The 18,954-nt window shown below is 69.9% G+C and carries 13 protein-coding genes; 7 read left to right on the top strand and 6 right to left on the bottom strand.

The genetic code is table 11. The annotated features are described in order from the left end of the window. The first annotated feature begins 36 nt into the window (after positions 1-36). The 3 genes from OG194_RS28295 (at position 37) to OG194_RS28285 (ending at position 3,363) form a co-directional block, all read left to right on the top strand. Complete coding sequence (locus OG194_RS28295; protein ID WP_327403605.1) at positions 37-1,308, top strand: glycosyltransferase family 87 protein; 1,272 nt, start codon at positions 37-39, stop codon at positions 1,306-1,308. A gap of 79 nt (positions 1,309-1,387) precedes the next feature. Further along, entirely contained in the window at positions 1,388-2,368 is a 981-nt protein-coding gene (gene galE / locus OG194_RS28290; protein WP_327403604.1) for a UDP-glucose 4-epimerase GalE, read from the top strand. A 17-nt stretch (positions 2,369-2,385) separates the two neighbouring features. After that, positions 2,386-3,363, top strand: coding sequence for an ADP-ribosylglycohydrolase family protein (locus OG194_RS28285; RefSeq protein WP_327403603.1), 978 nt, complete (start codon positions 2,386-2,388; stop codon positions 3,361-3,363). A gap of 55 nt (positions 3,364-3,418) precedes the next feature. On the opposite strand, the gene OG194_RS28280 is transcribed toward OG194_RS28285, so the two are convergent. After that, positions 3,419-4,045, bottom strand: coding sequence for a TetR/AcrR family transcriptional regulator (locus OG194_RS28280; protein WP_327403602.1), 627 nt, complete (start codon positions 4,043-4,045; stop codon positions 3,419-3,421). Positions 4,046-4,357: 312 nt separating this feature from the next. On the opposite strand from OG194_RS28280, the gene OG194_RS28275 reads away from it, so the two are divergent. After that, entirely contained in the window at positions 4,358-5,275 is a 918-nt protein-coding gene (locus tag OG194_RS28275) for an ABC transporter permease (RefSeq protein ID WP_327403601.1), read from the top strand. Next, a complete protein-coding gene (locus tag OG194_RS28270; RefSeq protein WP_327403600.1) occupies positions 5,268-6,137 on the top strand; it encodes an ABC transporter ATP-binding protein in 870 nt (289 codons plus the stop codon). The genes OG194_RS28275 and OG194_RS28270 overlap by 8 nt, the downstream gene beginning before the upstream one ends. Here OG194_RS28270 and OG194_RS28265 read toward each other — a convergent pair. Together OG194_RS28265 and OG194_RS28260 are read right to left on the bottom strand one after the other, a co-directional pair. Beyond that, entirely contained in the window at positions 6,134-6,586 is a 453-nt protein-coding gene (locus tag OG194_RS28265) for a GtrA family protein (RefSeq protein ID WP_327403599.1), read from the bottom strand. The two genes, OG194_RS28270 and OG194_RS28265, sit on opposite strands and share 4 nt — an antisense overlap. A gap of 176 nt (positions 6,587-6,762) precedes the next feature. After that, positions 6,763-11,694, bottom strand: coding sequence for an NAD-glutamate dehydrogenase (locus OG194_RS28260; protein ID WP_327403598.1), 4,932 nt, complete (start codon positions 11,692-11,694; stop codon positions 6,763-6,765). 640 nt (positions 11,695-12,334) lie between these two features. Between OG194_RS28260 and OG194_RS28255 the strand changes: the two genes are divergently transcribed. Continuing rightward, positions 12,335-12,901 carry a DJ-1/PfpI family protein gene (locus tag OG194_RS28255; protein WP_019056759.1) on the top strand — a complete coding sequence of 189 codons (567 nt, stop codon included), beginning with the start codon at positions 12,335-12,337 and terminating at the stop codon, positions 12,899-12,901. A gap of 182 nt (positions 12,902-13,083) precedes the next feature. On the opposite strand, the gene OG194_RS28250 is transcribed toward OG194_RS28255, so the two are convergent. After that, positions 13,084-13,749, bottom strand: coding sequence for an HAD family hydrolase (locus OG194_RS28250; protein ID WP_327403597.1), 666 nt, complete (start codon positions 13,747-13,749; stop codon positions 13,084-13,086). An 86-nt stretch (positions 13,750-13,835) separates the two neighbouring features. Then, on the bottom strand, positions 13,836-14,351 hold the full coding sequence (locus OG194_RS28245; RefSeq protein WP_327403595.1) for a DUF6912 family protein: 516 nt from the start codon (positions 14,349-14,351) through the stop codon (positions 13,836-13,838). Between the two features lie 722 nt (positions 14,352-15,073). On the opposite strand from OG194_RS28245, the gene OG194_RS47680 reads away from it, so the two are divergent. Next, positions 15,074-15,511 carry an Rv3235 family protein gene (locus OG194_RS47680; RefSeq protein ID WP_442811639.1) on the top strand — a complete coding sequence of 146 codons (438 nt, stop codon included), beginning with the start codon at positions 15,074-15,076 and terminating at the stop codon, positions 15,509-15,511. A 441-nt stretch (positions 15,512-15,952) separates the two neighbouring features. Here the strand turns inward: OG194_RS47680 and secA are convergent, their stop codons facing one another. Then, positions 15,953-18,769, bottom strand: a complete 2,817-nt coding sequence (secA, locus tag OG194_RS28235; RefSeq protein WP_266857581.1) for a preprotein translocase subunit SecA — start codon at positions 18,767-18,769, stop codon at positions 15,953-15,955. Positions 18,770-18,954 lie beyond the last annotated feature (185 nt).

Below are 18,954 nucleotides of genomic sequence, written 5' to 3'. Positions count from 1 at the left end.
TTCCTGCGGCATTCACCCGGCTTACGATCCGCCATGATGAACGCCGCCCGCAGACACCGCCTGCTCGCCCTCACCCTCGCCTGGCTCGCCACCCGCGCGGGGATGCTCCTCCTCCTCTCGTACAACGGCCTCCCCCTGCTCGGCCATGGCGGGGTCGCCCGGGAGGTGTGGCGCCTCTACCTCCACTGGTACGGCGTGCTCTCGCACGGCACGTTCCCGGCGCACGACCCCCTGTGGCAGTACCCGCCGGGCGCCGGGCCCGTGCTCCTGTCCCCCGCGCTGCTGCCGGACCTGACGTACTTCCAGGCGTTCGTCGTCCTCACCCTCGCGACCGATGCCGTGATCACGCTGACCCTGGCCCGCGCGGGCACCCGCCCCGGCCACAGCCTGCGCGGCGCCGCGTACTGGATCGGCTGCCTCCCTCTCCTCCTGCACATGCCCCTCGTCCGCTACGACGTGCAGGTCACGGCGTTCGCCGTCATCTCCCTGTTGACGTTGTCGCGCTCCACGCGTGTGTGCGGCGCGTTCGCGGCGCTGGGCGCGCTGGTGAAGGTGTGGCCTGCGCTGGTGCTGCTGGGGATGCCCAGGGGGCGGACGACGCGGTCGGCGTGGTCGTGGGCGGTGGGGACGGGAGCCTTGTCGCTCATGTCTCTCGTGGTTTTGTTCAACAATCCTTTCGCCTTCTTGCGTCAACAGGGCGGCCGGGGCGTACAGATCGAGTCACTCGGCGGTACCGCCCTCGGCCTGGCGACCCACGTCGGCTGGCCGGGACAGGTGCACTACCGGTACGGCGCGATGGAGTTCACGGGACCGTACGTCTCCTCCGTGGCCGACGCCTCCCTCGCGCTCACGGCGGTCGCCTTCGGGCTGCTGCTGTGGTGGCGGCTCCGGGCCCGCCGCTGGACCGACGCGACCCCGTACGACGCCGCCCTGAGCGCCGTCCTGCTGTTCACCGTGACCAGCCGGGTGATCAGCCCCCAGTACATGATCTGGCTGCTCGGCCTGGCGGCCGTCTGTCTGACCTCGCGGCACACGACCCAGCGCACGGTGGCCGCGCTGATCGTGGCGGCGACCGCGGTCAGCTCCGTCGAGTTCCCCGTCCTGTACCTCGACGTCATCCACAGCACCTGGACGGGCTGTGCCCTGATGGTCGTACGCAATGGGCTGCTGGCCGCCGCGGCCGTCCTCTCGTTCGTCCGTCTGTGGCGGTCGTCGAGACCGCTCCCTGCGACGACGCACACGCGCGTGCAGTCCCCCGGCCCCCACGGGGAGTCCCAGCAGCTGACCTCGGCACACTCCGGCGCCTGATTGACTGAGGCCCGAAACGCGTGGGGGACGCACCCCGCGCGGGTCGAACGACATCCAGTGACGGAGGGGACGGCCGCACATGACCTGGCTGATCACCGGCGGCGCCGGCTACATCGGAGCGCACGTCGTGAGGGCGATGACCGAGGCGGGCGAACAGGCGGTCGTCTACGACGACCTGTCCACCGGCATCGCCGAGCGCCTGCCCGACGGCGTCCCCCTGGTGGTGGGTTCGACCCTGGACGCGGAACGGGTGGCCCGCACCCTCGCCGACCAGGACGTCACTGGAGTCGTCCATCTGGCGGGGAAGAAGCAGGTCGGCGAGTCGGTGGACCTGCCGTTGCACTACTACAGGGAGAACGTCGAGGGCCTGCGCGTCCTCCTGGAGGCCGTCACCACGGCCGGCGTCCCGTCCTTCGTCTTCTCGTCCTCGGCGGCCGTCTACGGCATGCCGGACGTGGAGCTGGTGACCGAGGAGACGCCCTGCGTCCCGATGTCGCCGTACGGCGAGACCAAGCTGGCCGGTGAATGGCTGGTCCGCGCGACCGGCCGGGCGACCGGCCTGTCCACGGCCTCCCTGCGCTACTTCAACGTGGCCGGCGCCGGCGCCCCCGAACTCGCCGACGTCGGCGTCTTCAACATCGTCCCCATGGTCTTCGAGAAGCTCACCGAGAACGCGCCCCCGCGCATCTTCGGCGACGACTACGCCACCCCGGACGGCACCTGCGTCCGCGACTACATCCACGTCGTGGACCTGGCCGAGGCCCACGTCGCCGCGGCCCGCGCCCTCCAGGCCTCCCCCGGCCGCGCCCTGACCCTCAACATCGGCCGCGGGGAAGGCGTTTCGGTCCGCGAGATGATCGACCTCATCAACGCGGTCACCGGCTACGACCGTCCCCCGACCGTCCACCCCCGCCGCCCCGGCGACCCGGCCCGCGTCGTCGCCTCCGCCGACCGCATCACCACCGAACTGGGCTGGAAGGCCAAGCACGACGTCCAGGACATGATCGCGTCGGCCTGGGAGGGGTGGGTTCGGTTGCATCCGGGGGCCGCGCGCTCTTGATGAGCTCAGGGGGACTGATGAACCCCGGCCCGGTGTACGGCTGTTCGCGATCGGAACGCGTCCTGGGCGCCGTTCTCGGCTCCGCCGTCGGCGACGCTCTCGGCGCGCCCTTCGAGTTCGGTCCCGAAGGCGCCTTCTCCGCCCGTTTTCCGGTGCCGGGTCACGGCGGCGAGATGTGCGGGGGCGGCGGCTGGGACCCGGGCGAGGCGACCGACGACACGCAGATGGCCGTACTCGTCGCGGAGTCGCTACTGGAGTGCGGCGGGCTCCAACTCCCGGACATGTTCCGGCGGTTCCGGCAGTGGGCGGCCGCCGACCCGAAGGACATCGGGCTCCAGACCGAGGCCGTACTGGGCAGTGGCGACCCCTGGGACCTTGCCGCCGCCCTGCACTTCCAGACGAGCCAACGGGGCGCAGGGAACGGTGCGTTGATGCGCGCCGCCCCGTCGGCCGTCCACTTCGCGCGCGCGGGACGTGGCGCCACGATGGACGCCGCCCGCCGCATCGCCGCGCTCACCCACGGAGACCGCGCGGCCTGGGAAGGCACCGCCGTCTTCCACGAGTTGGTCCGCGTCGCGCTGGACGGCGGCGACCCGCTCGACGCCGTCACGGAGACCCTCCGGTACGTCCACCCCGACCACCAGGAGCGCTACGGCGTCGTCCTCGCACCGGACTGGCACCCCGACCTGGCGACGGAGTTCAACGGCGCCGTCTGGCCTTGCCTCGGCTCCGCAGTCTGGGCCCTACGGACCACGTCCTCCTACGAGGACGCCGTACGCGCCGCGATCGACCTCGGCGGCGACACGGACACCGTCGCCGCCGTGACGGGCGGCCTCGCCGGGGCGGTGTACGGGAGCGCGGCGATCCCCGAACGCTGGACCGGGGCCCTGCACGTACCGCTGCCGGGGTTCGGTGGTCGGGTGCTGCGAGCTGCTGAACTCGGGGAGCTGGCGCGGCGGTTGGACCACGCGGCGGCCGACTCACCGGCCGGCTGAGGGGCGCGGGAGAGAAGGGAGCCGGGGAGGTTACGGCTACGGCTACGGCGGCGCCCTACAGCGCCTTCAGGCCCTCCGTCGTCGCCCGGGCCAGTGCCCCCAGGTATCCCTTCGGCAGCTTCGGGCTGCGGATCACCACGGCACGCCAGTACAGGGGGCCGGAGATCAGGTCCAGGGCCAGGTCCTCGTCCATGCCGGGGCGGATCTCGCCACGCCGCTCCGCCGCCGCCAGGATCTTGCTGGCCACGCCCTCCTGGCCCTCGCGCAGCGCCTTCTGCATGGCCTCGGCGATCTCGGGGTTGCGGGCCGCCTCGGCCTGGAGGTCCGGGATGATCTGCGAGGCGACGGGGTGACGCAGCGCCCGTGACGTCACCTCGTACAGCATCCGAAGGTCGCCCTCCAGCGAACCGGTGTCCGGCGTCGGCAGTCCCATCACCGCGATCGCCGACACCACGTCGAGCACCAGGTGCAGCTTCGAACGCCAGCGGCGGTACACCGCCGTCTTGCCGACTCCCGCGCGGCGCGCGATCCCCTCGATCGACATGCGGGCATACCCGACCGCCGCCAGTTCCTCGAAGACCGCCGCCCGAATGGCTTCGGTCACATCCTCGCGGAGTACGGCCGCCCCGGCGGGGGTGCGGCGGCGCTGACGTGTCTGGGGCTCGTCGGCGTTCGTCGTCATAGCCCAAGCATAGGGGCGTTGCGACGAAACGGGCTCGTCGTGACGTGGGCGGCGCGCGGCGGACGCCCATCCTCGCCTACCCGGACCGTATCGACGCAACAGGCCCGTCCCTGCCCAAAACCTAACGGCGTCATCACATCCGTCACGACGAAACGGTTGCGTTCCGACGCCGAATCCGCCTACGCTCACGTTGCGACGATACGGTCCCGTTCCGACGTAAGAGAACGTAAAGAGAAGCGTAAGAAAACGCCGGGCAACGGAACACGGCAGCCGGACGCACGCACCCCCTCCCCCCGAGCGAAAGCAGCGGATGTGAGCCAGGTCCTCCACACACCGCCCCCTTCGCCGGCTCCGGCCGACGAAGACGACCTCGCGGCGCTCGCCGCACGCCACGGCCTCACGGTCAGTGGCGCCCGCCCCTCCCTGCGCGAGTACGTCCGCCAGCTGTGGGAGCGCCGGCACTTCATCACCGCGTTCGCCACCGCCAAGCTGACCGCGCAGTACAGCCAGGCGAAGCTGGGCCAGGTCTGGCAGGTGATGACGCCGCTGTTGAACGCGGCGGTGTACTACTTCATCTTCGGCGTCCTGCTGGACACCAAGCGCGGCGTGCCGGACTACATCCCGTTCCTGGTGACGGGCGTGTTCATCTGGACGTTCACGCAGAGCTCGATCATGGCGGGCACCCGGGCGATCTCGGGCAACCTCGGCCTGGTCCGGGCCCTGCACTTCCCCCGGGCCGCGCTGCCGATCTCGTTCGCGCTCCAGCAGCTCCAGCAGCTGCTGTTCTCGATGGCCGCCCTCGTCGTGATCCTGCTCTGCTTCGGTGTGCCGATCAGCTTCTCCTGGCTGATGGCGATCCCGGTGCTGATCCTCCAGTTCACGTTCAACGCGGGCGTCTCGATGATCATGGCCCGGATGGGCGCGAAGACACCGGACATCGCGCAGCTGATGCCGTTCATCCTGCGCACCTGGATGTACGTCTCCGGCGTCATGTGGAGCATCGACAAGCTGACCAGCAAGGACCACCTGCCGCACATCGTGACGCTCGCCCTGGAGACCAACCCGGCGGCCGTCTACATCGACCTGATGCGCTACTCGCTGATCGACAGCTACCACTCCAGCCAGCTCCCCCCGCACGTGTGGCCGGCCGCGTTGGGCTGGGCGCTGATCGCCGGAGTCGGCGGCTTCATCTACTTCTGGAAGGCTGAGGAGACCTACGGCCGTGGCTGAGCAGACCATCGAGTACCACACCGAGCGGACCCCCGTGGCCGCGGACAGCACCATCCCCACCGTCGTCTGCGACGGCGTGGACATCGTCTACCGGGTCAACGGGACCGGCGCCGGACGCGGCTCCGCGACCGCCGCCCTCAACCGCATCCTGCACCGCGAGAAGGCCGAGAAGGCGGCGGGTGTCCGTAAGGTCCACGCCGTCAAGAAGGTGTCGTTCGTCGCCTACAAGGGCGAGGCGATCGGACTCATCGGCACCAACGGTTCCGGCAAGTCCACCCTCCTCAAGGCCGTCGCGGGCCTGCTCCCGGTCGAGAACGGCCGTATCTACACCCACGGCCAGCCCTCCCTCCTCGGCGTCAACGCGGCCCTGATGGGCGACCTGACCGGCGAGCGCAACGTGTACCTCGGCGGCCTGGCCATGGGCATGTCCCGGGAGCAGGTCAAGGAGCGCTACCAGGGCATCGTCGACTTCTCCGGGATCAACGAGAAGGGCGACTTCATCACGCTGCCGATGCGGACGTACTCCTCCGGCATGGGCGCCCGGCTGCGGTTCTCCATCGCCGCCGCCAAGGACCACGACGTCCTCCTGATCGACGAGGCGCTGGCGACGGGCGACCGGTCCTTCCAGCGACGCTCCGAGGAGCGGATCCGCGAGCTGCGCCAGCACGCGGGCACGGTCTTCCTCGTCAGCCACAACAACAAGTCGATCCGCGACACCTGCGACCGCGTGCTGTGGCTGGAGCGCGGCGAGCTGCTGATGGACGGGCCGACGGAGGAGGTCCTGGGGGCGTACGAGGCCTTCACGGGCGGCGCCGACAAGCCCAAGGAGCCCGCGCCGGCGGGCCAGGTCGCCGTCGCCTAGAGTTCCTCGTCCTGGAACACCCAGGTGCGGTAGACCAGGAAGCGGAACGCGGACGCGAGCACGATCGACAGGGCCTTCACGGCATTCGCCTCAAGCGGACCGTGGAGGCCCAGTCCGTGGTAGCCGACGTAGAAGAGGCCGCTCTCCATGAGGACGCCGATGCCGCTGAAGGCGAAGAACAGGGCGATCCGGCGGGCGTCGGGGGCGTCGCGGTCGCGGTAGGTGTAGTAGCGGAAGCCGAGGTAGTTGGCGCCCATCGCGACGCAGCTGGCCAGGACGGTCGCGAGCATCGCGGGCCAACGTAGGCCGTGCAGCAGGGTGTTGAAGACCGTGAAGTTGACGAGGACGCCGCTGCCGCCGACGATGCCGAATTTCACGACTTCCAGGACGACCTTGCGCACCGGTCGGACGGGCTCGGCCACGCGTTCCTCGGTGAGGTTCGGAGTCACGTCACCAGGCTTAGCCGGGCAGAGTAAGTCCTCCCCCTGATTACCCCTAAGGCACTCCATGAAAAGGGCGCCCCGGGCCGTTGCGGCCCGGGGCGCCCTCCTCGTCGTAGCAACTACTGAAGCGACTGCTAATAGGCGCCTTCTAAAGAAGGGGCGTAGTAACTACGACCCAGGGACTACGAGTGCGTCCGCAGCAGCGTGCGCATCGTGCGCATCGCCACCGACAGGTTGGCCAGGTCGAACGTCTCAGAGCCCTGGATCTCGTCCAGAGTCGTCCGCGCCCGGCCCAGGATCGCCGCGTTCTTCTCCTGCCATGACACGAAGCGCTGCTCGGGGGTCGAGGTGCCGTTGCCCGCCGCGAGGATGTCGGCCGTCAGCGCCGCGTGCGCCGCGTACAGGTCCTCGCGGATGGAGGCGCGGGCCATGGACTGCCAGCGGTCCGCGCGGGGCAACTCGATGATGCGGTCCATGAGTTGGGTGATGTGGAGGCGGTCGGCGAGGTCGTAGTAGACCTCGGCGACGTCCATCGGGTCCTTGCCCGTGCGGTCGGCCACCGAGACGATGTCGAGCGCCGGGAAGGCGGAGGAGAACCCGGCCACGCGCGTGGCGAGTTCGGCCGGGACGCCGGAGCCGGTGAGCTCGTCGTAGATCTCCTGGTACCAGTCCAGGTCCGCGCCGCGCAGCAGCTTGGGGAGCTGGGACCAGACCTGCTCGACGCGCTCGCTGAAGAACTCGACGGTCTCGGCGAGCTGGAGCGGCTGCGGCCGGTTGTTGAGCAGCCAGCGGGTGCCGCGCTCGCACAGGCGGCGCGAGTGCAGCCTGATGCGGGTCTGGACGGGCGCCTCGACGGTGTTGTCGAGGGCCTCCACGCCGTCCCACACCTCGGCGGCGTCGAAGATCGCGCGGGCCGCGGTCTGCGCCCGGACGATCTCCTCAAGGGAGGCCCCGGTCTCCTCCCGGAGGCGGTGCAGGAAGCTCGTGCCGCCGGTGTTGACCGTGTCGTTGACGAGGACCGTGGTGACGATCTCGCGGTGCAGCGCGTGGGTGTCGATCTGCTCGGCGAACTTCTCGCGCAGCGCGGTCGGGAAGTAGGCGTGCAGCAGGGTGCGCAGGTACGGGTCGTCGGGCAGCGTGGTGTGCAGCAGCTCGTCGGCGACCGTGATCTTCGTGTACGCCAGCAGGACGGCCGTCTCGGGACTGGTCAACCCCTGTCCCTGGGCGAGGCGTTCGCGGATCTGGCGGTCGGTGGGCAGGAACTCCAGGGCCCGGTCGAGGTGGCCCTCGCGGACCAGGGTGCGCAGGAAGCGCTGCTGGGCGTGGAGCATGTCCTTGGACTGGGCGAGCGCGTTGGCGATCGCGGTGTTCTGCGCGTAGTTGTTGCGCAGGACGAGCGCGCCGACCTCGTCGGTCATCTCGGCGAGGATCTTGTTGCGCTGCTTGACGGTCATGTCGCCGTCGGTGACCAGGCCGTTGAGCAGGATCTTGATGTTCACCTCGTGGTCGGAGGTGTCCACGCCCGCGCTGTTGTCGATCGCGTCCGTGTTGATCTTGCCGCCCTGCTGGGCGAACTCGATCCGGCCGAGCTGGGTCAGGCCCAGGTTGCCGCCCTCGCCGACGACCTTGACGCGCAGGTCGGCGCCGTCCACGCGGATCGCGTCGTTGGCCTTGTCGCCGACGTCCGCGTGGGACTCGGTGCCGGCCTTGACGTACGTGCCGATGCCGCCGTTCCACAGCAGGTCGACCCGCGACTTGAGGATCGCCTTCATGAGGTCGGCCGGTGTCATCTTGGCGACCTTGTCCTCGATGCCGAGGGCCTCGCGGACGTGGGCGTTGACCGGGATCGCCTTCGCCGTGCGCGGGAAGACGCCGCCGCCGGCCGACAGCAGGTCGGTGTTGTAGTCGGACCAACTGGAGCGCGGCAGCTCGAACATGCGCCGCCGCTCGGCGTACGAGACGGCCGCGTCCGGGGTCGGGTCGAGGAAGATGTGCCGGTGGTCGAAGGCGGCGACCAGGCGGATGTGCTCGCTGAGCAGCATGCCGTTGCCGAACACGTCACCGGACATGTCACCGACGCCGACGACCGTGAAGTCCTCGCTCTGCGTGTCGACGCCGAGCTCCCGGAAGTGCCGCTTGACGGACTCCCAGGCACCGCGCGCGGTGATGCCCATCTTCTTGTGGTCGTACCCGGCCGAGCCGCCGGAGGCGAAGGCGTCGCCGAGCCAGAAGTTGTAGCTCTCGGCGACCCCGTTGGCGATGTCCGAGAAGGTCGCGGTGCCCTTGTCGGCGGCGACGACCAGGTAGGTGTCGTCCTCGTCGTGCCGGACGACGTCCGCCGGAGGGACGACCTCGCCGGTCACCAGGTTGTCGGTGATGTCGAGCAGGGCCGAGATGAACATCTTGTAGCTGGCGATGCCCTCGGCGAGCCACGCGTCCCGGTCGACGCTCGGGTCCGGCAGTTGCTTGGCGACGAAGCCGCCCTTGGCGCCGACCGGCACGATGACGGTGTTCTTCACCATCTGCGCCTTGACCAGGCCGAGGATCTCGGTACGGAAGTCCTCCCGCCGGTCCGACCAGCGCAGCCCGCCGCGCGCGACCTTGCCGAAGCGCAGGTGCACGCCCTCGACGCGCGGCGAGTACACCCAGATCTCGTACGCCGGCCGCGGCGCCGGCAGGTCCGGGATGGCCTGCGGGTCGAACTTCATCGAGACGTACGCGTGCGCGTGCCCGCCGAGCGCCTCCTGGAAGAAGTTGGTGCGCAGGGTCGCCTTGATGACGGTCAGGAAGGAGCGCAGGATGCGGTCCTCGTCGAGGCTCGCCACCTGGTCGAGCGCCGCGTCGACCTCTTCGAGGAGGGCGTCGACGATCTCGCGCCCGGCGCGCTGCCGGTCCGGCGACATCCGCGCCTCGAACAGGGAGACGAGCAGTCGGGTGGTGTGAACGTTGTTGCGGAGGGTGTCCTCCATGTAGTCCTGGCTGAAGGTGGAACCGGCCTGCCGCAGGTACTTGGCGTACGCCCGCAGCACCATCGCCTGCCGCCAGTCGATCCCGGCGCTCAGCACCAGCGCGTTGAAGCCGTCGTTCTCGGCCTGCCCGGTCCAGGTGGCGGCGAACGCCTCCTGGAACCGCTCGCGGCCGTTCTCGCCGAGCGAATCCCCGTTGCCGTTCTGCGACTTGGGCATCCGCAGCCCGAAGTCGTAGATCCACGCCGTCGTACGGTCCGAGCAGCGCAGTTCGTACGGCCGCTCGTCGACGACCTCGACGCCGAGGCGGCTGAGGACCGGCAGCACGGCCGAGAGGGAGACCGGGGCGCCCTTGCGGTAGATCTTGAAGCGGCGCTCGTCGGGGGCGGCGCCCACCGGCTCGTAGAGGCTCAGCTCGAAGGTCTGCTCCTCGGTGAGCTGTTCGAGGTGGACCAGGTCGGCGACGGCGGCGCGCGGGGAGTGGTCCGCCTTGTAACCCTCAGGGAAGGCGTTGCCGTAGCGGCGCACCAGTTCGGCCGCGCGCTCCTCGCCGCACTCCGCGTTCAGCGCGTCGCCGAAGCCGTCGGCCCAGGAGCGGGCGGCCTCGACCAGGCGGGCCTCGATGCGGTCCTTGTCGGCGTCGGACAGCTCCGGCAGTTCGGTGCCCTGCGGGACGCGGACCACGAAGTGCAGCCGGGAGAGGATCGACTCGGTGTTCCAGGCGGTGAAGTCGACGCTGATGCCGTCGAGCTCTTCTTTAAGGATGTCGATGATCCGGAGGCGTACGCCCGTGGTGTAGCGGTCGCGCGGGAGGTAGACGAGGGCCGAGTAGTAGCGGCCGTACTCGTCCTGGCGCAGGTACAGGCGCAGCCGTCGGCGTTCCTGGAGGTAGAGCACGGACGTGACGATGGACCGGAGTTCGTCGACCGGGGTCTGGAACAGCTCGTCGCGCGGGTACGTCTCCAGGATCTGCAGCAGGTCGCGCCCGTCATGGCTGTTGGGCGAGAAGCCGGCGCCCTCCAGCACCTCGTCGACCGTGCGCCGGATCACGGGAACCCGGCGGACGGACTCGGTGTAGGCGGCGGACGAGAACAGGCCCAGGAAGCGGCGCTCGCCGACGACCTCGCCGTTCTCGTCGAACTTCTTCACGCCCACGTAGTCGAGATACGACGGACGGTGCACCGTGGAACGGCTGTTGGCCTTGGTCAGCACGAGGAGCTTGTGCTCGCGGGCCTTGGCCCGGGCGTCGGCCGGGAGCCGCTCGAAGGACGGGCTCACCGGGTGGCTGTCCTCGCCGCCGTGCTGCGGGTCGGAGCGCAGGATGCCGAGGCCGGTGCCGGGGACCGCGGCGAGGGAGTCGTCCTCACGGAGCTGATACTCGCGGTAGCCGAGGAAGGTGAAGTGGTCGGCGGCCAGCCAGCGCAGCAGCTGACGGGCCTCCTCGACCTCGCTGGAGGGCAGGTCGGAGGCGGTCGGCTCGGTGGGCAGCTCGTCGGCCATCCGCAGGGCCGAGTCCCGCATCTTCTCCCAGTCCTCGACGGCCTCGCGGACGTCGGACAGGACGCGCAGCAGGTCGGCGGTGATCTGCTTCAGGTCGGCGCGGTCGGTCTCGCGGTCGATCTGGACGTGGATCCAGGACTCGATGTGCGCGTCGTGCGGCAGCTCTCCGGCGGGCGGGGTGGTGAGCACCTCGACGAGCTTGCCGGTGAGGTCGCGGCGGACGACGACCTGCGGGTGGATGACGACGTGGATGCCGCGGCCCTGGCGGGTCAGTTCGTTGGTCACCGAGTCGACGAGGAAGGGCACGTCGTCGGTGACGACCTCGACGACGGTGTGGCTGCACGTCCAGCCGTTCTCCTCGACCGTCGGGGTGTGCACCCGTACGTTCGCCGTGCCCTGGGGTCGGGTCTCGGCCAGCCGGTAGTGGGAGAAGGCGGCACCGAAGACGTCGACCGGGTCGCGGTCCGCGAGGTCCTCCGGGGCGGTGTGCAGGTAGTAGCGCTGGAGGAACGCGAGCACGGTCTCCTGGTCCGGAGTGCTCTCGTCCGTCGTCCCGGTGGGTAGATGCCCCCCGACCGGGCTGTTCTCAGCTACCCGGGCAGCCCTTTCGAGCAACTCGGCCTTTGCTTCGTCCAGCTTGGTCTGCATTGTCCTCTGGCTCCTGTCGCGCGCCGTTGCGTGACGTAGAAAGAAGTACGGTCACTTCCCCTGCGGCTCGACGCCACGGCCCGGGTTCTCCGGTCTGCTCAGACGCTATGCCGCAAGGTGAGATGAGCGGTGGGTTATCAGCCATTTTCGGCACGCCCGCCGGGTGTGACGCTGCTCTCTGTTGCGTCGGTACCCGGGGTGTGCACGGCGTCCTGGGAGCCCTTGGAGCTCCGTCCCGCCCGCGAGGGTCCGTCGCAGGGACCCTGGGACCAGCGACCGCCGCCCGGTCACGGATGTCGTCCGTGGTCGCCGGGCGCGGAGCGGGGGCGACGATGCCCCCGCGAAATATCGCGCTGATCACGCCACAAGGCTATCTCTCCTCACCGGGGGCTCGTCATGAGCCGGTTGTGTACAAAACCGAGGGTGGAACTTTGACGTTATGCACAGGGGCGCAGCACATGAAATCGTCGTATTCACGGGCAGTCGGGACGGTGACGGAGTCCGGGCCGCGAGGGCCCTTGGCAAGAACCCCGGGGCGCGGCACGTTGCCCATGAGTCCACGACGTCATGAGTCCACGAGCCCGTGAGCCCATGACGCCCGGCGGAGACACATGCCACGGCCACCGAGGAGCGCACCGACATGACAGCGAAGATCCTCATCGTCACCGGCGACGCAGCGGAGTCGCTGGAGGTCCTCTACCCCTACCAGCGGCTGCGCGAGGAGGGCTACGAGGTCCACATCGCCGCCCCCGAGCGCAAGAAGCTGCAGTTCGTCGTCCATGACTTCGAACCCGGCTTCGACACGTACACCGAGAAGCCCGGCTACACCTGGCCCGCCGATCTCGCCTTCTCCGAGGTAGATCCCGGCCAGTACGCGGCCCTCGTCATCCCCGGCGGGCGGGCCCCCGAGTACCTCCGCAACGATCCCGAACTCCGCAAGATCCTCAAGTCCTTCTTCGACACGGACAAGCCCGTGGCCCAGATCTGCCACGGCCCCCTGCTCACCGCCGCGATCGACGGCCTGCGCGGCCGGCGCGTCACGGCGTACCCGGCGCTCGAACTCGACATGCAGTCCGCCGGCGCGACCTTCCAGGACGCCGAGACGGTGGTCGACGGCACGCTGGTCTCCGCTCGCGCGTGGCCGGATCACTCCAGCTGGATGCGGGAGTTCCTGACGGTGCTGCGGGCGAAGGCTCCGGTGACGTGACCTCGGCGGTCGGCGTGAGGTGACGTGACGGGGGCGCGGTGTCTCTTACGGCCCGGTATCTCTTGAGGCGCCGTGCCTCTGAGACGCCGTGCCTCTGAGGCACAGAGCCCTTGAGGCACGGTGCTTCAAAAGGCGCGGTCTCTTGAAGCGTCGCCCCCGTCACCCCGGCCGACCGGTCACCCTCACGCCGCCAGCCGCTCCGCCTCCGCGACGGCCTCCGCCAGCGAGTCCACCACCGGTACGCCGACCACTTCGAGACTGGCCCGGCTGTGCGAACCGCCGGTGTAGAGCACGGCCCGCGCGCCCACGTGCAGGGCGGCCACCGCGTCGTCGGCGGCGTCCCCGATCACCACGGTGTGCGCGGGGTCCACGCCGGTCAGCGCCCCGAGGTGCCGCACCATGTGCTCGGCCTTGCTGCCGCCGGAGGGTCCGGTGCGCCCGTCGACCCGTATGAAGTGCGGTTCTATCCCGAACTCCCTTACCAGCGGGACGAGTTCGTCATGGCCGTACATGCTGAGGATCGACTGACTGCGCCCCGCGGTCCGCCACCCCGCGAGCAGGTCCGCCGCGCCCTCGGTGAGCCCGCAGACGACGCGGTGCTCGGCGTAGTACCGGTGGAAGGTCACGTCCATGACCTCCCACTCGGCGTCGGTGGGCAGCCGCCCCAGCAGCCGCTCGTAGAACTTGGGCACCGGCACGCAGTACAGCGCCCGGTACTCCTCCATCGTGATCGGTGTCAGCCCCAGCTCGGCGAACGCCGCGTTCGTCGCCCCGATGATCGCGTCATTGTCGTGGAACAGCGTGCCGTTCCAGTCCCAGACGATGTGCGCGCTTCCTTGCATCCCCATGCCAAAAAAGTACCCGCCGCCACTGACAATCAAGAGAATCGCAGGTCAACGGGCACATACAGCCATCCGACCGGCGCCGAACAGGCTCAGTCGGCCAGCCCGACGAGGTTCGGGATCTCCTGCGTCGCGTACCAGAGCAGCTCGTGGTCCTCGGCCCCGTCCACGACGAACTGCGCGTCGTCGTCCCCGCGGTCGGCCGCCGGAAGCGCGTCGGCGGCGGCGCTCACATCGCCCTCCGCGTCCCCGAGATCCACGTGCACGGCGGCCGCCTTGGCCAGCGCCACGGTTCCGCTGACCCGTACCTCGCCGAGCGCCGCCGGGTCGAGTCCGCGGTCGGGGTCGGCGTGCGCGGTGCCGTCGGGGACGTCGACGGCGACCACGACCCGGCGCCGCGGCGCGTCGGGGTGGACCGCCAGCAGCCGCAGCGAGCCGAGCGCCGCCCGGTTCAGCGCCGCGTACTCCAGCTCCTCGATGTCGTCGGAGAGATACCACTCGCGCAGCGCGGGCGTCACGGCGTACGCGACGAAGGGCCCCGTCCCCAGCTCACCCGTCTTGTACGCCTCGGCGAGACCGGAGAGGGTCAGGGGGACGTAGACGCGCATGGCTGGCCGCTTTCGTAGTTCGGAGAGTGCCCCCGGGAACGCGGTTCCGCGGACGGTGCCACGCCTCCGTGAGGGCCTCCAGGATACGTGCGCGGGGTCCCCCATCGAGTCCCCACCCACACCCCCGGAGGCGTCCACCCCACGCCTGAAATTCACCCGGGACACCCCTGCGCCTTCGGGCTTCGAGGCCCCTCAATCACTCGGATAAGTGAACAATCCGGCCCCTCCGACGCGCGCCGCCCCTTCCTTGCAACCCCCGTCCATGACCCCGTACAAGATCCCCAACCACGAAGTTACTTCCCGGTACATTCCGGGCCGACCAAACGGGGACCCGCATGCACAAGGTCATGACCAGGACCGCCCAGCACACCCCGACCCGCCCCCCGACCCGCCGCGACCCCCGCCGCCCCGGCACGGGGTCGCCTCGCGGACAGGGTGAGGGGGCGTCCCGTACGGCGCCTGCGGCGGAGAGCGCGCCTCCGGTGAGGGACACGGACACCCCGTCTGCGGCTCCCAGCCGGCGCACAGCCCGCACGGCGCCGGGAGACGGCCGCCCGGCAGCCGCACCGGGACGCGGGGCTCGTACGACGGGTGCGGCGGGACGAGGTGCAGTCTCTGCCACTCCCACTCCCACTCCCACACCGACCGCGGCCCGCGGCGCAGCCCCTACGTCCCTCACACCGCCGCCGAGCCACCGCACAACCCCGCCGGCATCAACTCCCGTGGCAGGCCGAGCCGCTCCCCACACCTCGCCGTACGCCGAGCCCCGCACCGTGCCCGCCCAGGCCGCCCGCAGCCGCGTCCCGCAGCCCCGCCCCACCGACCTCTTCGCCGACCGTCTCCTCGCCGTGCTGAGCGGTCAGCGGCCCGTGCACTGGATGCTCCGCCACACCGCAGGCCGCGCCTACGACGAACTGGCCCGCCTCGCGGAACACGGCCCCCTGCGCGCCACCCGCGGTACCCGCCCGGTGGTTCGGGACATCGGCTACTACGTCGCCCGCGAGGGCGCCGTGGAGGCCTTCGCCCGCATCGGCGCCGGTGACCAGGTACGGGCGATGGCCTTCCGCCTGGAACGCGGCGCGGACCTCCGCTGGCGCTGCACGGCGGTGGAACTGGGCGGCCCCCGCGCCCCGCACCCGGACGACGACTGCGGGAGCTGACGACGGACCGGGTACTACGGCGGCGGCTGCGGACCGGGCTGGCGGCTGGCGGCTGGCGGCTGGCGGCTGGCGGCTGGCGGCTGGCGGCTGGCGGCTGGCGGCTGGCGGCTGGCGGCTGGCGGCTGGCGGCTGGCGGCTGGCGGCTGGCGGCTGGCGGCTGGCGGCTGGCGGGCAAGGCAACCACCCGCTGCGCCGGGTCGCCCCACCCCGCGCCTGTCGACGGCCCCCTGTCGCAACCCACCGCGCCCCCGCGCCTGCCCCGCACCCCGCACACACGCGTGCACCCCGCCCGCATCCCCGCCCGCACGCCAAAGGGCCGGGCACCTTCACGATGCCCGGCCCTTCAAGGTCCTCCACCGGAGAGCGGCGGCACCGGCAAGCTCAACCCCTCACTCAAGGGGCCGCCCGCCGCAGCTCACCGCTCGACCCGCGGAGCGACCGTCACTTCTTGCGGCGGCTGCCCCGGCGACCCTGCTTGCGGCGCTCCGCGCGCGTGAGGCCGTCCGCCTCGGAGCGCACCGGCTCGTCGTCGTCGCTGCTGAAGTCGCCCTCGACGATGCCGCCCTCACCGTCCACGGTCGGCGCGGAGAAGTGCAGCCGGTCCGGCCGCTGCGGCGCGTCGAGCCCCTTGGCGCGGATCGCGGGACGGGCGCTCGCCTGCGCGGGCACCGTGTCCTCCTTGTCGAGCGACGGCTTGTCGTCCTCGACGGGGACTTCCTCGACCTGCTGCTCCACCTGGACCTCCAGGTTGAACAGATAGCCGGCGGACTCCTCCTTGATGCCGTCCATCATGGCGGTGAACATGTCGAAGCCCTCGCGCTGGTACTCGACCAGCGGGTCCTTCTGGGCCATCGCGCGCAGGCCGATGCCCTCTTGGAGGTAGTCCATCTCGTAGAGGTGCTCGCGCCACTTGCGGTCCAGGACCGACAGCACGACCCGGCGCTCCAGCTCGCGCATGATCTCGGAGCCGAGCTGTTCCTCGCGCCCCTCGTACTGCTCGTGGATGTCGTCCTTGATGGACTCGGAGATGAACTCGGCGGTCAGACCGGCCCGGTCCCCGGCCGCCTCCTCCAGCTCCTCCACGGTGACCCGCACCGGGTAGAGCTGCTTGAACGCGCCCCACAGCCGGTCGAGGTCCCAGTCCTCCGGGAAGCCCTCGGCGGTCTCCGCGGTGATGTACGCGTCGATCGTGTCGTCCATGAAGTGCACGACCTGGTCCTGAAGGTTCTCGCCCTCCAGGACGCGGCGGCGCTCGCCGTAGATGACCTCGCGCTGGCGGTTGAGGACCTCGTCGTACTTGAGGACGTTCTTGCGGGTCTCGAAGTTCTGCTGCTCGACCTGCGACTGGGCGGACGCGATCGCGCGCGTGACCATCTTGTTCTCGATCGGCACGTCGTCCGGGACGTTCGCCATCGACATCACGCGCTCGACCATCTGGGCCTTGAACAGCCGCATCAGGTCGTCGCCGAGGGAGAGGTAGAAGCGGGACTCGCCCGGGTCGCCCTGTCGGCCGGAGCGACCGCGCAGCTGGTTGTCGATACGGCGCGACTCGTGCCGCTCGGTGCCGAGGACGTAGAGGCCGCCGAGGTCCTTGACCTCTTCGAACTCGTCCTTGACCGCCTGCTCGGCCCTCTCCAGGGCGGCGGGCAGGGCCTGCGCCCACTCCTCGATGTGCTCCTCGGGGTCGAGGCCGCGCTGACGCAGTTCCGCCTCGGCGAGGTCGTCGGGGTTGCCGCCGAGCTTGATGTCCGTACCGCGGCCGGCCATGTTGGTCGCGACGGTCACGGCGCCCTTGCGGCCGGCCTGGGCGATGATCGGCGCCTCACGGTCGTGCTGCTTGGCGTTCAGCACTTCGTGCTGGATGCCGCGCTTGGCGAGCTGCTGCGAGAGGTACTCGGACTTCTCGACCGACGTCGTACCGACGAGGATCGGCTGGCCCTGCTCGTGCTTCTCGGCGATGTCGTCGACGACCGCCTCGAACTTCGCGACCTCGGTGCGGTAGATCAGGTCCGACTGGTCCTTGCGGACCATGGGCCTGTTGGTCGGGATCGGGACGACGCCGAGCTTGTAGATCTGGTGGAACTCCGCGGCCTCGGTCATCGCCGTACCGGTCATGCCCGAGAGGTTGCTGTAGAGGCGGAAGAAGTTCTGAAGGGTGATCGTGGCGAGCGTCTGGTTCTCGTCCTTGATGTCCACCCCTTCCTTCGCCTCGATGGCCTGGTGCATGCCCTCGTTGTAGCGGCGGCCGGCGAGGATACGCCCCGTGTGCTCGTCGACGATCATGACCTCGCCGTCGATGACGACGTAGTCCTTGTCCTTCTTGAAGAGTTCCTTGGCCTTGATGGCGTTGTTCAGGTAGCCCACCAGCGGGGTGTTCACCGACTCGTAGAGGTTGTCGATGCCCAGCCAGTCCTCGACCTTGCTGACACCGCCCTCGTGGATGGCCACCGTGCGCTTCTTCTCGTCGACGTCGTAGTCGCCCGTCTCCTCCAGGCCCTTGAGCGAGTTGCCTGCCTCGCCCTTCTTCAGGCGGGTGACGAGCTTGGCGAAGTCGCCGTACCACTTGGTGGCCTGGTCGGCCGGGCCGGAGATGATCAGCGGCGTACGGGCCTCGTCGATGAGGATGGAGTCGACCTCGTCGACGATCGCGAAGTTGTGGCCGCGCTGCACCAGTTCGTCCTGCGACCACGCCATGTTGTCGCGCAGGTAGTCGAAGCCGAACTCGTTGTTCGTGCCGTACGTGATGTCGCACGCGTACTGCTCGCGGCGCTGGGCCGGGGTCATGTTGGCCAGGATGCAGCCGACCTCAAGGCCCAGGAACTTGTGGATGCGCCCCATCATCTCGGAGTCGCGCTCGGCCAGGTAGTCGTTGACCGTGATGATGTGGACGCCGTCTCCGGAGAGGGCGTTCAGATACGCGGGCAGGGTGCCGACCAGGGTCTTGCCCTCGCCGGTCTTCATCTCGGCGACGTAGCCGAGGTGCAGGGCCGCGCCGCCCATCATCTGCACGTCGTAGTGGCGCTGGCCGAGGACGCGCTTGGCGGCCTCGCGGACGGTGGCGAACGCCTCGGGCAGCAGGTCGTCCAGGGTCTCACCGTCGGCGTAGCGCTGCTTGTACTCCTCGGTGAGGGCCTTCAGCTCGGCGTCGGAGAGGTCCACGAAGTCCTCTTCGATGGACTTGACCTGGTCCGCGATGCGGTGCAGCTTGCGCAGGATCTTGCCTTCGCCTGCACGCATGATCTTCGAGAGGACGGACACGGGGCTTGGTCTCCTTGCCGGTCGGGCCTGGGACGGTCGGTTACCAATGACATGACTGAGCAACGGCCATCGTATGCGAGGACCCCGCCACGCCGGGAGCCTGCCGGGGACGCCGACCGTCCACTCCTTCACATCTGCTTCAAAGGGACAACGGCCGGGGGTCGCCGATGGTGCCGCGTCCCTCC

The sequence above is a fragment of the Streptomyces sp. NBC_01288 genome (genome assembly GCF_035982055.1).
Taxonomy (GTDB): domain Bacteria; phylum Actinomycetota; class Actinomycetes; order Streptomycetales; family Streptomycetaceae; genus Streptomyces.
Note: the sequence above shows the minus strand (reverse complement) of the source record. Positions and strands in the feature narration are given on the sequence as shown.

What these genes read in the sequence shown, in the direction of transcription:
- OG194_RS28295 (WP_327403605.1), top strand. Translation starts at nt 37, where the DNA reads ATGAACGCCGCCCGCAGACACCGCCTGCTCGCCCTCACCCTCGCCTGG.
- galE (WP_327403604.1), top strand. Translation starts at nt 1,388, where the DNA reads ATGACCTGGCTGATCACCGGCGGCGCCGGCTACATCGGAGCGCACGTC.
- OG194_RS28285 (WP_327403603.1), top strand. Translation starts at nt 2,386, where the DNA reads ATGAACCCCGGCCCGGTGTACGGCTGTTCGCGATCGGAACGCGTCCTG.
- OG194_RS28280 (WP_327403602.1), bottom strand. Translation starts at nt 4,045, where the DNA reads ATGACGACGAACGCCGACGAGCCCCAGACACGTCAGCGCCGCCGCACC.
- OG194_RS28260 (WP_327403598.1), bottom strand. Translation starts at nt 11,694, where the DNA reads ATGCAGACCAAGCTGGACGAAGCAAAGGCCGAGTTGCTCGAAAGGGCT.
- OG194_RS28255 (WP_019056759.1), top strand. Translation starts at nt 12,335, where the DNA reads ATGACAGCGAAGATCCTCATCGTCACCGGCGACGCAGCGGAGTCGCTG.
- OG194_RS28250 (WP_327403597.1), bottom strand. Translation starts at nt 13,749, where the DNA reads ATGGGGATGCAAGGAAGCGCGCACATCGTCTGGGACTGGAACGGCACG.
- OG194_RS28245 (WP_327403595.1), bottom strand. Translation starts at nt 14,351, where the DNA reads ATGCGCGTCTACGTCCCCCTGACCCTCTCCGGTCTCGCCGAGGCGTAC.